Below are 18311 nucleotides of genomic sequence, written 5' to 3' on the forward strand. Positions count from 1 at the left end.
CGGCGCTCGGACCGGCCATCGGCGGGGTGCTGGCGGTGGCCATCGGCATCCGCGCCACCTTCTTCGTGTCGTCCCTCTTCTATCTGCTGGCGTTCGTCCTCGTGTGGCGCTGGTTCGTCGAACCAGCCCGGCTGCCGGCGCTGGAGACGCCTGACGGCGAGCCCCCGCGGCTCAGTTTCGCCAGCGGCGCCGCCTTCCAGCAGTTCGTGCTGCTGATGGGCGTGATCTTCGGATTGCAGCTGGTCGATCGCAGCTTCGGTCCGGTGTTGCCCCTGTACCTCGAACAGCTCGGCGTCGCTCGGAGCCACCTCGCCCTCGCGGCAGGCGTGCTGTTCTCGTCGGTGGCCGCCGCCGGCGCGCTGGGCAACCTCGTGACGCAGCGACTGCTGCAGCGGTGGCCGCCGCGCGCGCTGCTGCGCTGGACGGCGCTGGCCGCCGCCGCCGGCTTGCTGCCGTTCGTCGTCGGGGCGCCTGTCGTCTGGCTGGTCGTCGCCACGATCGTCTTCGGGTTTGCCATCGGCGTGGCCATGACCGCGTCGTTCACCGCCGCCGGGCATGTCATCCCGGAGCAGTCTCGGTCGACGGGCTTCGGCCTGCTGACGAGCGCGTCGCTGGTGGGGCTGTCGGTCAGTCCCATGGCCAGCGGGGTCCTGGCGCGCATCTCCATCCGCAGCGTGTTCATCGTCGGCATGATCACCCTCGCGGTGCTGTCGGCGATGGTGAGCTACGTGCTGCGCGAGCGGGTCGACCGCGCCGAGCAGCCGTCGGTGGAGGAGACGTGAGCACGACCCCGGCGCTTCGCGCGCTGCGCGCCGCCGGCGTGCCGTTCGCGTCGCACCCCTACCGCTACGAGGACCACGGCGGCACCAGGGTGTCGGCCCGGGAACTCGGCGTCGACGAACATGTCGTGATCAAGACGCTGGTGCTGCAGGCCGACGGCCGACAGCTGCTGCTGGTGCTGATGCACGGCGACCGCGAGGTGTCGCTCAAGGCGCTGGCGCGCACCCTCGACGTCAAGCGCATCGAGCCGGCGGCGGCGGCCGTGGCGCAGCGGGCCACGGGCTACCTGTTCGGTGGCACCTCACCGTTCGGCACGCGTCAGTCACTGCCGACCTATGTCGAGCGTAGCGTGCTGTCGTTGCCACGGATTTATCTCAACGGTGGCGCCCGCGGACTGCTCGTCAGTCTGGCGCCGGACGCCCTGGTGGATGTGCTTCGGGCGGTGCCGGTGGACGTTGCGATCGGGGCCGGACCGAGGTGCTAACATGCCTTCGGTGACGGATTTCGAGGGACAAGACCGCAGCTCGCGCGGGCGAGAACGGGCGGCGCTCGTCGGCCTGATCAGTGGTGCGGCGCGCAAGACGCATGTCGAGGACGCGCTGGAGGAACTGGCCGGTCTGGCCGACGCCGCGGCCATCGAGCCCGTCCTGCGGTTCACCCAGGAACGCGACCGGCCCGACCCGGCCACCCTGATCGGCTCGGGCAAGCTCGAGACGCTCAAGGCGGCGTGCGAGGAGTCGGACCTGGGCCTGGTCATCTTCGACAACGAGCTGACGCCCGCGCAGCTGCGCAACATCGAGAAAATCCTGCAGCTGCGGGTGATCGACCGGACGCAGCTGATCCTCGACATCTTCGCCCGCCGCGCCCGGACGCGCGAAGGCAAGCTGCAGGTCGAACTGGCGCAGTTGCGCTACCTGCTGCCGCGCCTGGTCGGCGCCTCGGCGGCGTTGTCGCGCCTCGGTGGTGGCATCGGCACGAGGGGGCCTGGCGAAACCAAGCTCGAGACGGACCGCCGCCGCATCCGCCTGCGCATCGGCACGCTCACCGACGACCTCGCCGAAGTGCGTCGTCGCCGGGGGCAGCTGCGGGATCGTCGTCGCCGGTCGGAGTTGCCCGCCGTGGCGCTGGTCGGCTACACCAACGCCGGCAAGACGACGCTGTTCAACCGCCTGACGCACGACTCGGCGGTCGCCTCCGATGCGTTGTTCGTCACGCTCGATCCGCTCACACGGGAGCTCAAGCTGCCCAACCGCCAGCACGCCGCCTTGTCGGATACCGTGGGATTCATCGACCGGCTGCCGCACACGCTGGTGGCTGCCTTCCGGGCGACGCTCGAGGAGGTCGCAGACGCGGACCTCCTGCTGCACGTGGTCGACGCGTCGATCGACGACTACGAGCGGCACATGCAGGCGGTCGATCGCGTGCTCGGCGAGGTGGATGCCGCCGACGTGCCGACCTTGCTGGTGTTCAACAAGGCCGATCGCCTCGACGCCGGCGCCAGGGAACACCTGCGCCAGGCCTACGAAGGCTCGCTGCAGATCTCGGCCATCACCGGTGATGGCGTCGACGGCCTCGTCACCGAGATCGCCCGGGCGCTCTCGCTCGACACCCGTCGGGTCACGCTCTCGTTCGATCAGGGCCGGCAGGAGGATCGCGACGCCATCGAACGGCTCTACCGCGTGGCGCGCGTGCTGAGTCATGACGCGGACGGGGACCGGGTCAGCATCGAGGCGGAGGTTCCGCGTCGATTGATGCAACGCCTGCAGGACGGGCTGGCGCTGTGAGACGGGATCTTCGCCGCTGGACGGTCGCCGCGGCCCTGCTGCTCGGGGTGGCGTCCGGGTGCAGTCGCCCGGTGCCGCCGCCCGTCATCGTGCCGGGCGCCGATCGCTATCCCGACTACCCGAAGCCGCAACTGCCCGCCGATCTGGCCCGGCAGGACCGGATCGCGCGGCCGCACGAACGCGCCTGGTTGCAGTTGCAGAGCGGCGATCCGAAGGGCGCCGAGCGGACGCTGCGCGACCTGCTCAAGAAGGCGCCCGGCGTCTATCCCTCGCAGGCCGCGCTCGGCTTCAGTCGCCTGTCGCAGGAGCAGCCAGCCGACGCCCTGCAGTGGTTCGATCGCGCGCTGGCGGTGGAGGCGGGGTTCGTGCCGGCCCTCGTCGGTCGCGGCGAAGCGCTCGTCGAGTTGGGCCGCGAGGGCGAGGCCTTCGAGACGTATCAGTCCGTCCTCGAGCGCGTGCCCGACCAGCCGGTGGCGCTGCGCCGCGTGGAAGTGTTGCGCTTCCGCGCCGTCCAGAGCGATGTCGCGGCGGCGCAGGCGGCGCTGGCCGGCAGCCGCCTCGAGGAGGCCCGCGATCATTTCGGCCGCGCGGTGAAGGCCTCGCCCGACAGCGGCTTCCTCCATCGCGACCTGGCCGACGTCGAGCGGCGCCTGGGCAACGGCGACCGCGCCCGGACGCTGATCGACCGCGCCCTCGTCCTGGATCCCCAGGATGCGCGCGCCTACGCGATCCGGGGCGAGTTGCAGGAGGCGGCGGGGGAGACCGAGGCGGCCATGGCCGACTACCGTCGGGCGCTCGCGCTGGACCCGGCGCTGCCGGAGCTGTCACAGCGCATCACCGACATCGAGACGGGGCTCAAGGAGGCCGCTCTGCCGGCCGAGTTCAAGGCCATCGGCGCCTCGCCCCGCGTGACGCGCGGCGAGGCGGCGGCACTGCTGGCCTACAGGACGCCGTCGCTGCTGCAGGCGGCGGCGCGCGGCACCGTGCTCATCACCGATGGGCGGCGCCACTGGGCGCAGGCGTCGATTCTGCTGGCGGCCCGGGCCGGCGCGATGGAGGTGTACCCCAACCACACCTTCCAGCCGAACGCCGGCATGACCCGCGGCGAGTTCGCCGCCGTCGTCACCCGCATGCTCAATCTGCTGGCGGCCCGGGCCCCACAGGCGGCGCAGGGCTGGAAGGACGCACGGCTGGCCTTTGCCGACGTCCGACCCGGGCACACGCAGTACCTGGCCATCTCGCGCGCCGTGGCAAGCGGGGTCATGCGTCCGCTGGAGGGGCAGACCTTCGGAATCAGTCGGCCGATGACCGGCGCCGACGCGGTGGAATCGATCGATCGCCTCGCCGGTCTGGTCGACCGGGCCCTCGCCGTGGCCGGCGCCGGCGCCCGCCCATCGCAGGGGCGCGGCGGGCGGCAGCCGTAGCGGCCATGTGGGAACTGGGACCGTGCTGACGTTTGCCAATCAGCTGACGCTGCTCCGGATGCTGTTGATTCCGGTGTTCGCGATGCTGCTCGTCTACGGCTACCTGGGGGGCGCCTTGTGCGTCTTCGTCGTGGCGTCCCTCACCGACATGCTGGATGGCTACTTCGCCCGTCGGTCTGGCCACCTGACGACGCTCGGGGCCTGGCTCGACCCGGTAGCCGACAAGCTGCTGCTGCTCACGATGTTCATCATCCTGACGCTGCCGCTGCCGCACCTGACGCACCGCATTCCGCTCTGGCTGACGGTGGTGGTCTTCAGTCGCGACCTCGGCATCGTCCTGACGGTCTCGATCGTCAACCTGGCGCTGGGGCCGCGCACGTTCTATCCGTCGATCTGGGGAAAGCTGGCCACGGCCACCTTCGCCGTCACCGGCGTCATCACGCTGCTGTTCAACTGGCTCGCCACGCCCTCGCCGGTGCCGGGGCTGTGCTTCATGGCGTCGGGCGCCATCGCCGTCTTCAGCGCGCTGCACTACCTGCTCACGGCACAGCGGCCCAAGACGACGCCGACCTAGAGCACTTTCTTCCTGAAGTACTCGATCGTCCTGGTGAGGCCGTCCTCGAGCGAGACCTTCGGCTCCCAGCCGAGCAGCGTGCGCGCCCGCGTGATGTCGGGGCGGCGGACCTTCGGGTCGTCTTCGGGCAGCGGCTTGTAGACCAGCGTCGACGTCGACCCGGTCATCCTGATGATCGTCTCGGCAATCTGCTTGATGGTGAGTTCGTGCGGGTTGCCGATGTTGACCGGGTCGTTCAGGTCCGAGTCGAGCAGACGCAGGATGCCGTCGACCAGGTCGGTCACGTAGCAGAAGCTGCGCGTCTGCGATCCGTCGCCGAAGATGGTGACGTCCTCGTTGCGCAGGGCCTGGCTCATGAAGGCCGGCACGGATCGACCGTCGTTGACCCGCATCCGCGGACCGTACGTGTTGAAGATGCGGACGATCTTGGTGTCCACCCCGTGGTAGCGGTGGTACGCCATCGTCATGGCCTCGGCGAAGCGCTTGGCTTCGTCGTAGACCCCGCGCGGGCCGACCGGGTTGACGTTACCCCAGTAGGTCTCCTTCTGCGGATGCTCGAGCGGATCGCCGTAGACCTCGGAGGTGGAGGCGATGACGAAGCGCGCCTTCTTCTCCTTCGCCAGGCCCAGCGCCTTGTGGGTGCCGAGCGCCCCGACCTTCAGCGTCGGGATGGGCAGCTCGAGGTAGTCGATCGGGCTGGCCGGGCTGGCCCAGTGCAGCACGGCGTCGACCGGGCCATCGATGTAGATGTAGTTGGTGACGTCGTGCTTGATGAACGTGAAGTCGCGGTTGATGAGGTGCGCGATGTTCGCCGTGTCGCCCGTCAGCAGGTTGTCGATGCCGACGACGGTGTCGCCGCGATCGAGCAGGGCTTCAGCGAGATGGGAGCCGATGAAGCCGGCGGCTCCGGTGATGACGACACGTGGCATGGGGATCTCAGTACGCGTGCTTGTGGAAGAACCCCTTGATCACGGTCAGCCACATGATCTTGAGGTCCAGCATGAGGGACCAGTTCTCGATGTAGTACAGGTCGTACTCGATGCGCTTCTCGATGGAGGTGTTGCCGCGCCAGCCATTGACCTGCGCCCAGCCGGTGAGACCGGCGCGGACCTTGTGGCGGAGCATGTACTGCGGAATCCGCTGCTTGAACTGGTCGACGAAGAACGGGCGTTCGGGCCGCGGCCCGACCAGCGACATGTCCCCGCGCAGCACGTTCCACAACTGGGGCAGCTCGTCGAGATTGCTGCGACGGAGGAACTGGCCGATCGGCGTGCAGCGCGGGTCGTCTTCGACGGCCCAGACCGGCCCGGAGTTGCGCTCCGCACCGTCGGCCATCGAGCGGAACTTCCACACGTAGAACGCCTTGCCGTCCAGGCCCATGCGTTCCTGACGGAACAGGGCCGGTCCGGGCGAGGTCATCCGGATCACCAGCGTCAGGATGAGCATGGGGAGGGCCAGCACGAGCAGGCTCACCGCCGCCAGCACGAAGTCCATCGTGCGCTTCAGCACGGCGTTGAGGCCGCGCAGGGGGACGTCGTGGATGTTGATGATCGGCAGGCCGTCGAGGTCTTCGAGGCGGGCCCGCAGCGAGATGATCTGCAGCAGGTCGGGCACGACGCGGATGTCGACGATCTCGCGGTTGGCGTTCTCGACCAGCCCGAGCATCTTGACGTGCTCCTCGAGCGGCAGCGCGATGTAGAGGTGGTCGATCTTCTCGCGCTGGAGGATCTCCGGCGTCTCGTCCAGCGTCCCGAGCAGCGGCAGGCCCCGATAGCCGAGGTGCGCCCCGCCCTCGGCCCGGTCGTCGACGAAGCCGACGACCTTGAGGCCGAGTTCCCGGTGCTCCAGGATCCGGTCCACCACCAGACGGCCGAGATCACCCGAGCCGGCGACCAGCACGCGCTTGAGGCCGATGCCGGCACGCCAGCGGCGCTCCATCCAGTCGCGGACGGCGACGCGCGTCAGGAAGGTGAGCGCGACGTTGAGGCACAGGAACAGGCCCCACACCAGCTGGCTGACCTCGAACACGCCGCGGTCCTTCAACTGGTCCGGGACGTAGTAGGTCTGCACGTAGAGCGTGCTCACCACGCCGAGGACGACCGCCAGGACGCTGCCGACCAGGACGCCGAAGAAGTCGTCGATGCGGGAGCGGCCGCGACGCAGCCGGTAGATGCCGTGCAGATGGAAAGCCACCGGCACGAGCACGCCGACCAGCGGGGCCAGCCAGAGGTACTGCTGGAAGGGCGGGTAGCCCTTGGTGACGGCGATGAGTCCGGAGTGGAAGCGGACCCAGTAGGCGAGCAGGAAGGCCACCACGCCCGCCGACGAGTCTGCGGCGACGTGGAGCGCCACGAACAGGCGGTTGTAGCGCCTTACCATCGCACCGCCTCCGGGGCGGCCTGTCGCATGTCCATCACTTCGCCAATGAGTTGCAGCACGAATCGCTCGGTGGAAAACCGTTCCGCCTGCTTGCGGCAGGCGTCCGGGGACGGGGGGTGGTCCAGCACCCGCCGGATCCCGGCGGCGCAGGCCTCGATCCCCTCGCCGGTCAACGCGCCGGTGCCCCCGTCCACGATGGTCTCGGTGGCACCGCCACGTCCGAGAGCCACGACCGGGGTCCCGCAGGCCTGCGCCTCCACGGGCACCAGGCCGAAATCCTCTTCGCCGGGCAGCAGCACGAGCGCCGCCCGTCGGTACAGGTCCCGCACGTCCGCATCGGGCAAGGCGCCCAGGAACTCGACCCCGGCACCACCGAGCCGCGCCAGCGCACGCGCGTCCGGGCCCTGCCCCACGACCTTTAGCGGCACGCCAATCGATCGGCACGCCGCCACCGCCACATCCACCCGCTTGTACGGCACCAGCGCGGACACGATCAGGGCAAAGCCCTCCCGCGTCGCGTCGCCCGGCGTGAAGTAGACCGTGTCCACCGGCGGATACACCACGGCCGATCGCCGATTATAGTATCGGCCGATTCTCCGCGCAACATACTGAGAGATCGCCACATAGCGGTCCGGCCGACTGCTCGTGCGCTGGTCCCAGCGCGCGAAGCGGTCGAGCAACGGCCGCATCACGGCCGACCGGGCCCGGCCGACCCGTTCCGGGCCGAAATAGGCATCGAACTGGTCCCAGGCGTATCGCACCGGCGTGAAGCAGTAGCAGAGGTGGCGGGTGCCCGGACGCGTCGGCACCGACTTGGCCGCGCAGTGACTGGTCGAGATGACGATCTCGGCGTCACCGACGTCGAGCCCTTCGATGGCCAGCGGGTAGAGCGGCAGCAGGTGGCGGTACAGACGGGCGATGCCCGGGACCTGCTGCAGGAACGACGTCTGCGGCCGATGCCGCTCGATGGTCGGGGAGACGCTTCCGGGGACGTGCAGCAGCGTGTGCAGCGACGCCTCCGGGAAGAGGTCGCACAGCACCTCGAGCACCCGTTCACCGCCCCGCATGCCCGTCAGCCAGTCGTGGACCAGCGCGACCTTGACCCCGGGGAGGGCCGGCGGACGCCTCGGCGAGGCGCCCCTGCCATCGGCGGCGTCGTTCATCGGCCCGCCGCGGTTTCGCGGTAAATCCGCAGGATCGTCTCCGTCGTCCGCGTCCAGGAATAGTGCCGGGCGCGCGCGTAGCCGCGCTCCCGCATCTGGTCGCGCAGCCCCGGGTCGAGCAGCGCACGGCGCAGGCCATGGGCGATGGCCGTCGGCTCGCGCGGGTCGACCAGGATGGCCGCGTCGCCGACCACCTCCGGCAGCGACGACACGTTGGAGGTCACCACCGGGGTGCCGCTGGCCATCGCCTCGAGCGGCGGCAGCCCGAAGCCCTCGTACAGGGACGGGAACGCGAACACCGTCGCCAGTCGATAGAGCGCCGCCAGCGTCTGGTCGCCGACAAAGCCGAGGAAGCGCACATGCTTGTGCAGCTTGCCCCGATGGACGGCCCGGCGCAGCGTCGGGTACTTGCTGATCTCGTCGCCGATGATCAGGAGCTTGGTGTTGGCCAGCGACCCCGTCCGCACCAGGGCGAACGCCTCGATCAGTCGCTCGATGTTCTTGTGCGGCCGGATGTTGCCGACGTAGAGGACGAAGGGGTCGTGGAGCTGGAACCGCTCCTTGACGCGGGCGATGTCCTCGGCCGCCGGCATGCGGTTGAAGCGCTCGTCGATGGCGTTGTAGGCCACCGTGATCTTCTCGGGCGGGATGCGGAAGAAGCGGAGGATGTCGCGCTTGGACGCCTCCGACACCGTCAGCACGTGCGACGAGCGATGCGCGGCCGACCACATGAACGCCCGGGCGTACGCGTAGGCGAGGCGGCTCGGCAGGTACTGCGGGAACATCAGGTGGATGCAGTCGTGAATGGTGACCACCGACGGGCACGACATCATCGGCGGCAGCACGTAATGCGGTGCGTGGAAGACGTCGACCCGCTCGCGCCGCACCACTGACGGGATGGAGAACTGCTCGCGCACGGAGTAGTTGCCCGCGGTGCTGATCACGCCGCGAATGTTTGGCCCCAGGCTGCGGGTGAACTCGAGGTCCTCCGGCCGGCTGATGAGGACGTATTCGTTGTCGCCATCGAGCTGCGCGATCTGCGTGACGATGTTGCGCACGTACGTGCCGATGCCGTAGTCGCGCAACTTCCGGATGTCGATGGCCACGCGCATCGGTGGCGAGTCTACACCGGGCCCCGGGCCGGCGCCGTGCTCACGAACTCCGGCCCGTGATGTCGCGGGCGGCCAGGTACCAGCGCAGCAGCCGGGCCCACCGCGGGTGGTGCTTGCGGTAGAAGGCCAGCTGGCTGTCGCGGTAACGGCGGGTCGTGGCGGCCGGCGCGGTCGCGCGTGACCGGCCACGCAGATGGGTGACGACCACCTCGGGGGCGTAGAGGATGCGATGACCCGCCGCCCGCAGGGCGGCGCAGAAGTCCACGTCCTCGCAGTACATGAAGTACCGCTCGTCGATCAGGCCGACCTGTTCGGCCGCGGCGCGACGGACCAGCAGACAGGCGCCGCTCACCCAGTCCACGAACTGTCGCCGCTGCATCACCGCGGTGATGCGGTCCCGGATGGCGTCCGGGCCGCTGTCCAGGAGGCGCAGGCGCACCTTCTGTCGGGCCTCGCCGGCCGGCGAGATCATCGGGCCGAACGACAACTCCTGGCGCCCGGCGCCGTCCACCAGCCGGGGCCCGGCGGCCGCGGCCTCGGGGGTGGCCTCGAGCGCGGCGCACAACCCCTCGAGTTGGCCGGCCTCGACCAGCGTGTCGCTGTTCAGCAGCAGCACGAGCGTGCCGGCCGACGCGCGGATGCCGACGTTGTTGGCGGCCGCGAACCCGATGTTCTCCGGCAGGCGGATCAGATGGACGTCCGGCCATCGGTCGCCGACGGCGTCGGCGGTGCCATCGGTGGACTGGTTGTCCACGACCACGAGATCCCACGGCCGCGCCGGGGCATGCGCGTGCACCGACGCCAGGCACGCCAGCGCATCGGCCCTGGCGTTGAAGGTCACCACGATGATCGACAGCGACGCCCTCATCGGCGCCGCTCCGCGGCGGCCACCAGGGCGGCCCACGTCGCCCGTGCCGCATCGGCCCAGCGATAGCGGGCGACGATGGCGTCGGCGGCGGCCAGCTGTCGGTCGCGCGCCGTCGGGTCGCGCAGCAGCGTCACCATGGCGGCGGCCACGGCAGCCGCGTCGCCCAGGGGCACATGCCGCACGCCGTCGCCGTACACCTCCCGCGCGACCGGCGTGTCGAGAACCACGGTGGGCACGCGGTGTCGCATGGCCTCGAGCGGCGTGAGGCCGAATCCCTCGTACTCCGAGAGAAAGGCGAAGACGCCCGCGGCGGCGTACGCGGCCTCGAGATCGCGGTCGGGCACATAGTCCCGGAACCGCACGGCCTCGCCCACCCCCAGGCGCTGCGCCAGCGCGGGCAGGTCGACTCGCGGCGACGTGCGGTTCTCGCCGATGACGTCGAGCCGCAGGTCGGGCACGTCGCGGCGCGCCAGGGCGACGCCCTCGAGCAGCAGCGGCAGGTGACGCCGCTCGAAGATCGACCCGACGAAGAGCACCACGGGCGCCACCGCCGTCGGCGTGGCCGGGACGGGCGGGGCGTCGAGGTAGTCGACGGCCAGCGGGATCACCTGGATGCGGTCGGCGGGCACGCGCAGGTACCGTCCGATCTCGCGCGCGGAGAAGTCGGTCAGCGTCAGCACGGTCGTGGCCCGGCGGCCGCCCAGGCGGGCCAGCCACCGCAGACGTGCGCCGTGGCGCCAGGTGTACCACTCGGGGTGGGCCGCGAAGGAGACGTCGTGCATCGCCAGCACGATCGGGACGCGCAGGAGCAGCGGGGTCGTATAGGCCGGGGAGAAGAACACATCGGGCCGGGCCGCGCGGACCGCCCGGGCGAGATCACGCTGCTCCCAGACCGTGCCTCCCGCCCCGTCGACGACCTGCACGCGGACGCGGGCGCCCTCGCCAGGTGACGCCGCCCAGGCCTCGAGCCCGGCGCGGGGCGTGAACAGCGTTACCTCGGCCGTCGCGCACGCCGGGTCGATCTGCCATCGCCGGAGCAGCTCGCGGAGGTAGCGTCCGACGCCGGTCGGGTGGCCGCCGAGTTCCCGGGCGTCGACGCCGAGGCGCATCAGCGGGCACTCCGGCGGGCGATCGCCTGGCCATACGCCGCCCAGAGCCCGACCGCGGAGGTCTGCCACGAGAATTGCCCGACCCGCGCCGCGCCCCTGGCCCGCATCGTCTCGAGCCGCCCCGCATCGCCCAGCAGCGACGCGATCACGGTGGCCATCGCCCGTGGATCGTCCGGATCGACGTACACCGCGGCATCGCCACCGACCTCGGGCAGCGCCCCGCGCTGCGACGCCACGACGGGCACGCCCGCAGCCATGGCTTCGACGAGCGGCAGCCCGAAGCCTTCGTCGAAGGAGGGCAGCACGAGCAGGCGGGCGCTGGCATAGAACGCCTCGCGGTCGGCCTCCTCCAGATAGCCGACGTGGCGCACGACGCCGGCCAGGGGCGGTCGCGTCAGGCGCTCGAGCAGCGGGGCGGCCGACGACGGCGCGCCGCCGGCCAGCAGCAACGGCACGCGGAGTCCGCCCTCCAGCAGACAGGTCCAGGCATCCAGCAGGCCCGCGATGTTCTTGCGGGGTTCGAGGGTGCCGACGGCGATGACCGGGCCGTCGGTCGGCACGGCCGCCCGCGGTGTCCAGTCGGGCGCGCCATTGGGGCAGGTCACGATCCGCGCCGGGTCGACGTCGAGGCGCTGGGCCACCTGGGCGCCGACGGTCGCCGAGACGGTGACGACCAGGTCGGCCCGCCGCGCGTGATCACCCACGAGGGTCGGGTAGTCACGGCGAATCTCGGCCGCGGTGCCCTCCGGGTGATCGAGAAAGAACAGGTCGTGAATGGTCACCACCTGGGCGGCGCGCCGCGCGGGCAGCAGGAGGGGGGTGGGGGAGTGCGCGACGTCGGTCGGGCCTGCCATCCACTCGACCGGCGGCCACTCGAGGCGATGCCAGGCCCGGTTCAGCAGGCGCACGGGCACGCGGGCATCCCGGGTCTCGATGTCGGGCGACGGGGCGCGAAGGCGATCCTTCCAGCTGCTGGAAAAGACGGCGACGCGGTCGCCCGGGCGGGCCGTGGCCGCCAGGGCCAGGGCCGTCCGATGCACGTACTCGCCAACGCCGGTTCGCGCGCGCAGCGCCGGTCGATAGTCGAGCAGCACCCTCACGGCACGTATGCTAGCGTAAGGCGTTCGGCGACCCGCCGGCGTGCTGTCCGGGCACGACGGCGAGGGCAGGGGGCGCGAGGCGCCCCGCGGCCGGGAGGAGCTCGGTGTGAAGATTGCGGTGGTGGGGACGGGCTACGTCGGCCTCGTCGTGGGGGCGTGTTTTGCCGAGAACGGCAACGACGTCGTCTGTGTGGATTCCAACGTCGACAAGGTCAAGGGCCTCAAGCGGGGCAAGATTCCGATTTATGAGCCCGGGCTCGAGGAAGTCGTCAAGCGCAACGCGTCGGAAAAGCGCCTGAGCTTCACGACCGACCTGGCCGCGGCCGTCAAGGCGTCCACGATCATCTTCATCGCGGTGGGCACCCCCGAGGCCGAGGACGGGTCTGCCGACCTGAAGCACGTGCTCGGCGTCGCGCGCGACGTCGCCCGCGCGATGGACGGGTACAAGGTCATCGTGGACAAGAGCACGGTGCCCGTCGGGACGTCCGAGAAGGTGCGCGAGGTCATGCGCAAGGAGACGTCGCACCCCTTCAGCGTGGTCAGCAACCCCGAGTTCCTCAAGCAGGGCGCGGCGGTGGACGACTTCCTCAAGCCGGACCGCGTCGTCATCGGCGCCGATGACGCCCGGGGCGCCCAGTTGATGACGGAGCTGTACGCGCCGTTCACCCGCACGGGCGCGCCGATCATGGTGATGGACTGCGCGAGCGCCGAGCTGTGCAAGTACGCCGCCAACGCGATGCTGGCGACGCGCATCTCGTTCATGAACGAAGTGGCGCGGGTGTGCGAGCTCTATGGCGCCAACGTCGACCAGGTGCGGCGTGCCGTGGCCTCGGACAACCGCATCGGGCCTTCGTTCCTGTTCCCGGGCGTCGGGTACGGCGGCAGCTGCTTCCCGAAGGACGTCAAGGCGATCCTGAAGTTCTCCAGGGACAAGGGCTACGACTTCAAGATCCTCGAGGCGGTCGAGGACGTCAACGCGCAGCAGAAGAAGAAGCTGCTGCAGATGATGAAGCAGCGCCTGCGGTCGCTGAAGGGCAAGACCATCGGCGTGTGGGGCCTGGCCTTCAAGCCGCGCACCGACGACATGCGCGAGGCGCCGGCGATCACGATCATCGAGGGGCTGCTCAAGGCCGGCGCGACGGTCCAGGCCTACGACCCCGAAGCCCACGACGCCGCCCGGCGCATCTTCGGCAACCGCATCACGTACGCCAGAACGGCCTACGACGCGCTGAAGAACGCCGATGCGCTCGCGCTGGTCACCGAGTGGAACGAGTTCCGCGAGCCGGACTTCGCCCGCATGAAGAAGCGGATGAAGGCGCCGGTGATCTTCGACGGCCGCAACATCTACAAGCCCGAGGCGATCGCGGCGCAGGGCTTCACGTACTACTCGATCGGACGCTAGCGCATGGCCGTGCTCGTCAGTGGCGGGGCCGGATACATCGGCAGCCATACGGTGAAGGCCCTGCTCGAGGCCGGTCGCCAGGTCGTCGTGCTCGACGACTTCTCGGCCGGCCACCGCGGCGCGTGTGCCGCGCTGCAGACCATCGCGGCGCCGGGCCAGCTCGCGGTCGTCGAGGCGAGCATCGCTGACACGGCGACGGTGGAGGCGACCTGCCGGCAGCATGGCATCGACGCGGCGCTGCACTTCGCGGCATGGCTGTCGGTCGGCGATTCGGTGACCGATCCCGCCGGCTACTACCGCAACAACGTGACCGGGTCGCTCGGCCTGCTCGACGGCCTCTGCCGGGCCGGGGTGACGCGGCTGATCTTCTCGTCCACCTGCGCGACGTATGGCGAGCCACAACGGGTGCCGCTCGACGAAACGCATCCGCAACAGCCCATCAACGCCTACGGCGAGACCAAGCTCGCGGTCGAGCGGGCGCTGCCGCACTTCGAGACGGCCTACGGGCTCAGGAGCGTGGCGCTGCGGTACTTCAACGCCGCCGGTGCCGATCCCGATGGGGTGCTGGGCGAGGATCACTCGCCGGAAATCCACATCATTCCCCGGGCCATCTTCGCGGCCCGCGGCACCGATGCCCTCAAGGTCTTCGGCGAGGACTACCCGACGCCCGACGGGACCTGCCTGCGGGACTACATCCATGTCACCGACCTCGCCGACGCGCACCTGCGGGCCCTCGTGTCCCTCGAGCACGGCGGTCCCTCGGCCCGCTTCAACGTGGGCACCGGGACGCCGCACTCGGTCAAGGAGGTCATCGATGCCGTGGCGCGCGTCGCCGGTCGGCCGGTCGCCTACACCGTCGCGCCGCGACGGCCGGGGGACCCCTCGAGCCTGTACGCCGCCAACGGCGCCATCCGTGCCGCCCTCGGCTGGACCCCCCGGTACGCCGATCTCGATGCCATCGTGGGGACGGCGTGGCGCTGGTTCGACGCGCACCCCAACGGCTACGGCGACTGAGGGCCGATAAGCCCTACGCGTGACTGTTCTCCTCCGGCTGCTCCGCTACGCGTCGCCGTATCGTGCCCGGCTGGTCGCCGCGTTTGCGGCGATGGTGGCGTATGCCGCCGCGTCGGCCGGCGTGGTCTACCTGATCAAGCCGATCTTCGATCAGGCCCTCGGCAGCCAGTCGCAGCTCACCACGATTGCGCTGGCCATCGTCGGCGTCTATCTCGTGAAGGGGCTGGGGGCCTATCTCTCGGCCTACCTGATGACCGACGTCGGGCAGCGCGTCGTGCGGGACATCCGCAACGAGATGTTCGGCCACGTGCTCGGGCAGTCGGCGGCGTTCTTCTCGAGGCGCTCCACCGGGCAACTGCTGTCGCGGGTCAACAACGACGTCAACCAGGTGCAGCAGGTCGTGGCGCAGACGGTGGGCGACCTCGTCCGCGAGGGCGTGACGCTCATCGGCTACATCGGGCTGCTCTTCTACCACGACGCGCGGCTCGCCCTGGTCTCGCTCACCGGCGCGCCGGTGCTCATCTATCCGCTCGTCCGACTGGGCCAGCGCGTGCGACGCCGCGGGCGCCGTTCGCAGGAACAGCTCGAGGTCCTGACGCACATCACCGCCGAAGCCTTCGGCGGCCACCGCATCGTCAAGGCGTTCGGGGCGGAGGCGCGCGAGCAGGCGCGCTTCGAAGAGGCGTCGCACCGCGTCTACCGCACCAACATGCAGGTGACCAGCACCGTCTCGGCGCTGCCGCCGCTGATGGAGTGGCTCGGCGGCATGGCCGTGGCCGCCATGATCTGGTACGGCGCCTCGCAGATCGGCCAGGGCCGGCTGACGATGGGCGAGTTCATGCTCTTCGTCACGACGCTGTTCCTGATGTACGAGCCGATCAAGCGGCTGAGCCGGGTCAACGCCACGCTGCAACAGGCCATGGCCGCCGCCCAGCGGATCTTCGAACTGCTCGATACGCACACGGAGGTCACCGACCGCCCCGGGGCCATCGAGATGCCACGTCCGCGACACGGCATCGAGTTCCGGGACGTCAGCTTCGCCTATGCCGACCGCGAGCGGCGGACCGTGCTCGACGGCGTGTCGTTCCGCGTCGACGCCGGGGAAATCATCGCCATCGTCGGTCTCAGTGGCGCCGGCAAGAGCACCCTGGTCAACCTGCTGCCGCGGTTCTACGACGTCACCGGCGGCGCCATCCTGATCGACGGCCTCGACAGTCGCGATGCCACGCTGGCCTCGCTGCGGGCCCACATCGGGCTGGTGACGCAGGAGACCGTGCTGTTCGACGACACCATCGCCCACAACATCGCGTACGGCCGTCCGGACGCCTCGCTGACCGAGGTCGAGGCGGCGGCGCGCGCGGCGCATGCGCACGAGTTCATCGCCATGCTGCCGGAGCGGTACGAGACCCGGATCGGCGAGCGCGGCGGGCGCCTGAGCGGCGGCCAGCGACAGCGCCTGGCGATCGCGCGCGCCCTGCTGAAGGACCCGCCGATCCTCGTGCTCGACGAGGCGACCTCGTCGCTCGACGCCGAGTCGGAGCGCCTCGTGCAGGACGCCCTGCAGGTGCTCATGCGGAACCGGACGTCGTTCGTCATCGCGCACCGGTTGTCCACCGTGCGCAGTGCCGACCGCATCATCGTGCTCGAACACGGCCGCATCGTCGAAACGGGTCGTCACGACGATCTGCTCGCCCGCCCGGGCGGCGTGTACAGCCGCCTCTACGCCCTGCAGATGTTCGGCAATGGGGCGAGTGACGGACGCCTCGGCGAGGCGTCGCCCTCTTCGCGCCCCAGCCCGGCGCCGGTGTTGGAAGACCGATGATTGTGTCGATGACCGGCTTTGCCGCCGCCACGAGCGAGACCGAGGATCTCGCCGTCAACGTCACGCTGCGCAGCGTGAACCACCGTCACCTCGACGTGCAGTTCCGCCTGCCGCAGTCGATTCAGGGCCTGGAGACGACGTGTCGCACGGCGATCCAGCAGCGCCTGGCTCGCGGACGGCTGGAAGTGGCGATCACCGTGCAGGAGCGGGTCGAGCCGGTCACGATGGTCGAGATCGATGAGGCCCTCCTCCAGGCCGTCGGCGATGCGGTCGGTCGCGCGCGCGACAAGGGACTGCTCGCCGGTCCGCTGCACCCGGGCGACATCCTCCGGATCCCGCAGATCCTGAAGGTCCGGGAAGAGCGCCAGGCCGTCGATGCGGCCCGCCTCGAGCAGGTGGTGCAGGCCGTGCTCGACGAGGCCCTTGGGGCGCTGAACGAGATGCGGCGCAAGGAGGGGCAGTTCCTGGCCATCGAACTCGAGGAACGCCGGGGGGCCCTCCTCGGGTTGGTCGACGCGCTCGAGGAGGCCAGCCGGGACGGCGCCGAGGCCCTGCACCAGCGTCTGCTCCAGCGGGTCGCGGAACTGCGCCTCGAGCCGCAGGTGGACGAGACCACCGTGGCCCAGGAGGTGGTCAAGTTCGTGGCGCGATCCGACATCCGGGAAGAACTGGTGCGGTTGCGCGCGCACCTCGCGCACTGGGTCGAGTTGGTCGGCGGCGACGAGCCCGTTGGCCGCAAGCTCGACTTTCTCCTGCAGGAGATGAACCGCGAGGTGAATACAATAGGGTCCAAGGCGGAGGGCGCTCGTGCCTCCGCGCTGGTCGTGACGGCCAAGGCCGAGCTCGAGAAGATGAGGGAGCAGGTCCAGAATGTCGAGTGACGGCCACCCAGCCGAAGGTCAGCTGTTCGTGGTCTCCGCCCCGTCGGGGACCGGCAAGACGACAGTGGTGGAGCGTCTGGTACAGGTGGTGCCGGAACTGACCATGTCGCGCAGCTACACGTCGCGGCAGGCCCGGGCAGGGGAGCGCGACGGGGTAGACTATAATTTCGTGTCCCGCGCCGCGTTCGAGGCCATGGTGGCCAGGGGCGCGTTCCTCGAGCATGCCGACGTCTTCGGCAATCTCTACGGGACTGGCCGCGCCGACGCCGAGAGCCTGATGGCCTCCGGCAAGGACGTGGTGCTCGTCATCGACGTGCAGGGCGCCGGACAGGTCAGGGCGACAGGGATTTCGCTCCGGACCATCTTCGTGTTGCCGCCCTCGTTCGACGTCCTGGAGCAGCGGCTCCGGGGCCGCGGCAAGGACTCGGACGATGCCATTCGGCGCAGGCTCGACACGGCGCGTGCCGAAGTCGCGGCCTACGAAGACTACGACTACGTGGTCGTGAACGACGACCTCGATGCCTGCGTGACGGCCATGCGCAGCATCATTCTGGCCGAGCGCGTACGCCGGGAACGGATGCGACGCCACGCCGATGCGATTCTCAAGACGTTCGGCGTTCAGCCGGTCGCTTGACACCGGCCGGGCCCGGCATCGCCCGAGAACACAGAGATCACCCACATGGTTGACCGCAGCACCCTTCCCAACGCCTTCGAGTTCGTCGTCGTCGCCTCCGCGCGCGCCAAGCAGCTGCTTCAAGGCTGCGTGCCCAAGGTCGAGCCGAGCGGCAAGCCGGCCCGCACCGCCCAGCGCGAAGTGATCGAGGGATTCATCCAGCCGGTGTACGACGACGAGCCGGCGATCGATCCGCAGATGCGTCCGTTCGCCTGAGACCTCGGAC

The 18311-nt window shown here is 70.1% G+C and carries 18 protein-coding genes; 11 read left to right on the forward strand and 7 right to left on the reverse strand.

Features of this window, described 5'->3' with window-relative positions; all coding sequences use genetic code 11:
• The 5 genes from Q0C41_RS17050 to Q0C41_RS17070 all read left to right on the forward strand — a co-directional run.
• Positions 1–782 (forward strand): MFS transporter (locus tag Q0C41_RS17050; protein ID WP_291985577.1); only part of this gene is annotated, 782 nt, incomplete at its 5' end.
• Positions 779–1264 carry an aminoacyl-tRNA deacylase gene (locus tag Q0C41_RS17055; RefSeq protein ID WP_291985579.1) on the forward strand — a complete coding sequence of 162 codons (486 nt, stop codon included), beginning with the start codon at positions 779–781 and terminating at the stop codon, positions 1262–1264. The genes Q0C41_RS17050 and Q0C41_RS17055, both read left to right, overlap by 4 nt.
• Position 1265: 1 nt before the next feature.
• Positions 1266–2564, forward strand: a complete 1299-nt coding sequence (hflX, locus tag Q0C41_RS17060; protein WP_291985581.1) for a GTPase HflX — start codon at positions 1266–1268, stop codon at positions 2562–2564.
• The gene (locus Q0C41_RS17065; RefSeq protein WP_291985583.1) at positions 2561–3988 is read left to right on the forward strand and encodes a tetratricopeptide repeat protein; all 1428 of its coding nucleotides are present in this window, start codon (positions 2561–2563) and stop codon (positions 3986–3988) included. Before hflX ends, Q0C41_RS17065 begins: the two co-directional genes overlap by 4 nt.
• 22 nt (positions 3989–4010) lie before the next feature.
• Positions 4011–4562: a CDP-alcohol phosphatidyltransferase family protein gene (locus tag Q0C41_RS17070; RefSeq protein WP_291985585.1), complete on the forward strand. Its 552-nt coding sequence runs from the start codon at positions 4011–4013 to the stop codon at positions 4560–4562.
• On the opposite strand, the gene Q0C41_RS17075 is transcribed toward Q0C41_RS17070, so the two are convergent.
• From Q0C41_RS17075 to Q0C41_RS17105, 7 genes are read right to left on the reverse strand one after another with little or no spacing between them, the layout of a single operon-like run.
• Positions 4559–5491, reverse strand: coding sequence for a UDP-glucuronic acid decarboxylase family protein (locus tag Q0C41_RS17075; protein ID WP_291985586.1), 933 nt, complete (start codon positions 5489–5491; stop codon positions 4559–4561). The genes Q0C41_RS17070 and Q0C41_RS17075 overlap by 4 nt on opposite strands.
• 7 nt (positions 5492–5498) lie before the next feature.
• Positions 5499–6941: an undecaprenyl-phosphate glucose phosphotransferase gene (locus Q0C41_RS17080; RefSeq protein ID WP_291985588.1), complete on the reverse strand. Its 1443-nt coding sequence runs from the start codon at positions 6939–6941 to the stop codon at positions 5499–5501.
• Entirely contained in the window at positions 6935–8104 is a 1170-nt protein-coding gene (locus Q0C41_RS17085) for a glycosyltransferase (protein WP_291985591.1), read from the reverse strand. The genes Q0C41_RS17080 and Q0C41_RS17085 overlap by 7 nt, the downstream gene beginning before the upstream one ends.
• Positions 8101–9216, reverse strand: a complete 1116-nt coding sequence (locus Q0C41_RS17090) for a glycosyltransferase family 1 protein (RefSeq protein WP_291985593.1) — start codon at positions 9214–9216, stop codon at positions 8101–8103. Before Q0C41_RS17090 ends, Q0C41_RS17085 begins: the two co-directional genes overlap by 4 nt.
• 40 nt (positions 9217–9256) lie before the next feature.
• Positions 9257–10084 carry a glycosyltransferase family 2 protein gene (locus Q0C41_RS17095; protein ID WP_291985595.1) on the reverse strand — a complete coding sequence of 276 codons (828 nt, stop codon included), beginning with the start codon at positions 10082–10084 and terminating at the stop codon, positions 9257–9259.
• Positions 10081–11193 carry a glycosyltransferase family 1 protein gene (locus Q0C41_RS17100; protein WP_291985597.1) on the reverse strand — a complete coding sequence of 371 codons (1113 nt, stop codon included), beginning with the start codon at positions 11191–11193 and terminating at the stop codon, positions 10081–10083. The genes Q0C41_RS17095 and Q0C41_RS17100 overlap by 4 nt, the downstream gene beginning before the upstream one ends.
• Positions 11193–12293: a glycosyltransferase family 1 protein gene (locus Q0C41_RS17105; RefSeq protein WP_291985599.1), complete on the reverse strand. Its 1101-nt coding sequence runs from the start codon at positions 12291–12293 to the stop codon at positions 11193–11195. Before Q0C41_RS17105 ends, Q0C41_RS17100 begins: the two co-directional genes overlap by 1 nt.
• 106 nt (positions 12294–12399) lie before the next feature.
• Here Q0C41_RS17105 and Q0C41_RS17110 point away from each other — a divergent pair, with 106 nt between their 5' ends.
• Genes Q0C41_RS17110 through Q0C41_RS17135 form a run of 6 tightly spaced genes read left to right on the forward strand, consistent with a single transcriptional unit; the run spans position 12400 to position 18301 of the window.
• Positions 12400–13695, forward strand: a complete 1296-nt coding sequence (locus Q0C41_RS17110; protein WP_291985601.1) for a UDP-glucose/GDP-mannose dehydrogenase family protein — start codon at positions 12400–12402, stop codon at positions 13693–13695.
• Between the two features lie 3 nt (positions 13696–13698).
• Positions 13699–14709 carry a UDP-glucose 4-epimerase GalE gene (gene galE, locus Q0C41_RS17115; RefSeq protein WP_291985603.1) on the forward strand — a complete coding sequence of 337 codons (1011 nt, stop codon included), beginning with the start codon at positions 13699–13701 and terminating at the stop codon, positions 14707–14709.
• A gap of 19 nt (positions 14710–14728) precedes the next feature.
• Positions 14729–16531: a lipid A export permease/ATP-binding protein MsbA gene (gene msbA, locus Q0C41_RS17120; RefSeq protein WP_291985605.1), complete on the forward strand. Its 1803-nt coding sequence runs from the start codon at positions 14729–14731 to the stop codon at positions 16529–16531.
• A gap of 8 nt (positions 16532–16539) precedes the next feature.
• The gene (locus tag Q0C41_RS17125) at positions 16540–17412 is read left to right on the forward strand and encodes a YicC/YloC family endoribonuclease (RefSeq protein WP_291985607.1); all 873 of its coding nucleotides are present in this window, start codon (positions 16540–16542) and stop codon (positions 17410–17412) included.
• Positions 17402–18046 carry a guanylate kinase gene (gene gmk, locus Q0C41_RS17130; RefSeq protein WP_291985609.1) on the forward strand — a complete coding sequence of 215 codons (645 nt, stop codon included), beginning with the start codon at positions 17402–17404 and terminating at the stop codon, positions 18044–18046. The genes Q0C41_RS17125 and gmk overlap by 11 nt, the downstream gene beginning before the upstream one ends.
• A gap of 45 nt (positions 18047–18091) precedes the next feature.
• Complete coding sequence (locus tag Q0C41_RS17135; protein WP_291985611.1) at positions 18092–18301, forward strand: DNA-directed RNA polymerase subunit omega; 210 nt, start codon at positions 18092–18094, stop codon at positions 18299–18301.
• Positions 18302–18311: the final 10 nt, after the last annotated feature.

The organism is Luteitalea sp. (genome assembly GCF_022842525.1).
GTDB lineage: Bacteria > Acidobacteriota > Vicinamibacteria > Vicinamibacterales > Vicinamibacteraceae > Luteitalea.

What these genes read in the sequence shown, in the direction of transcription:
- hflX (WP_291985581.1), top strand. Translation starts at nt 1,266, where the DNA reads ATGCCTTCGGTGACGGATTTCGAGGGACAAGACCGCAGCTCGCGCGGG.
- Q0C41_RS17085 (WP_291985591.1), bottom strand. Translation starts at nt 8,104, where the DNA reads ATGAACGACGCCGCCGATGGCAGGGGCGCCTCGCCGAGGCGTCCGCCG.
- Q0C41_RS17100 (WP_291985597.1), bottom strand. Translation starts at nt 11,193, where the DNA reads ATGCGCCTCGGCGTCGACGCCCGGGAACTCGGCGGCCACCCGACCGGC.
- Q0C41_RS17095 (WP_291985595.1), bottom strand. Translation starts at nt 10,084, where the DNA reads ATGAGGGCGTCGCTGTCGATCATCGTGGTGACCTTCAACGCCAGGGCC.
- Q0C41_RS17075 (WP_291985586.1), bottom strand. Translation starts at nt 5,491, where the DNA reads ATGCCACGTGTCGTCATCACCGGAGCCGCCGGCTTCATCGGCTCCCAT.
- Q0C41_RS17135 (WP_291985611.1), top strand. Translation starts at nt 18,092, where the DNA reads ATGGTTGACCGCAGCACCCTTCCCAACGCCTTCGAGTTCGTCGTCGTC.
- Q0C41_RS17080 (WP_291985588.1), bottom strand. Translation starts at nt 6,941, where the DNA reads ATGGTAAGGCGCTACAACCGCCTGTTCGTGGCGCTCCACGTCGCCGCA.
- Q0C41_RS17090 (WP_291985593.1), bottom strand. Translation starts at nt 9,216, where the DNA reads ATGCGCGTGGCCATCGACATCCGGAAGTTGCGCGACTACGGCATCGGC.
- gmk (WP_291985609.1), top strand. Translation starts at nt 17,402, where the DNA reads ATGTCGAGTGACGGCCACCCAGCCGAAGGTCAGCTGTTCGTGGTCTCC.
- Q0C41_RS17125 (WP_291985607.1), top strand. Translation starts at nt 16,540, where the DNA reads ATGACCGGCTTTGCCGCCGCCACGAGCGAGACCGAGGATCTCGCCGTC.
- galE (WP_291985603.1), top strand. Translation starts at nt 13,699, where the DNA reads ATGGCCGTGCTCGTCAGTGGCGGGGCCGGATACATCGGCAGCCATACG.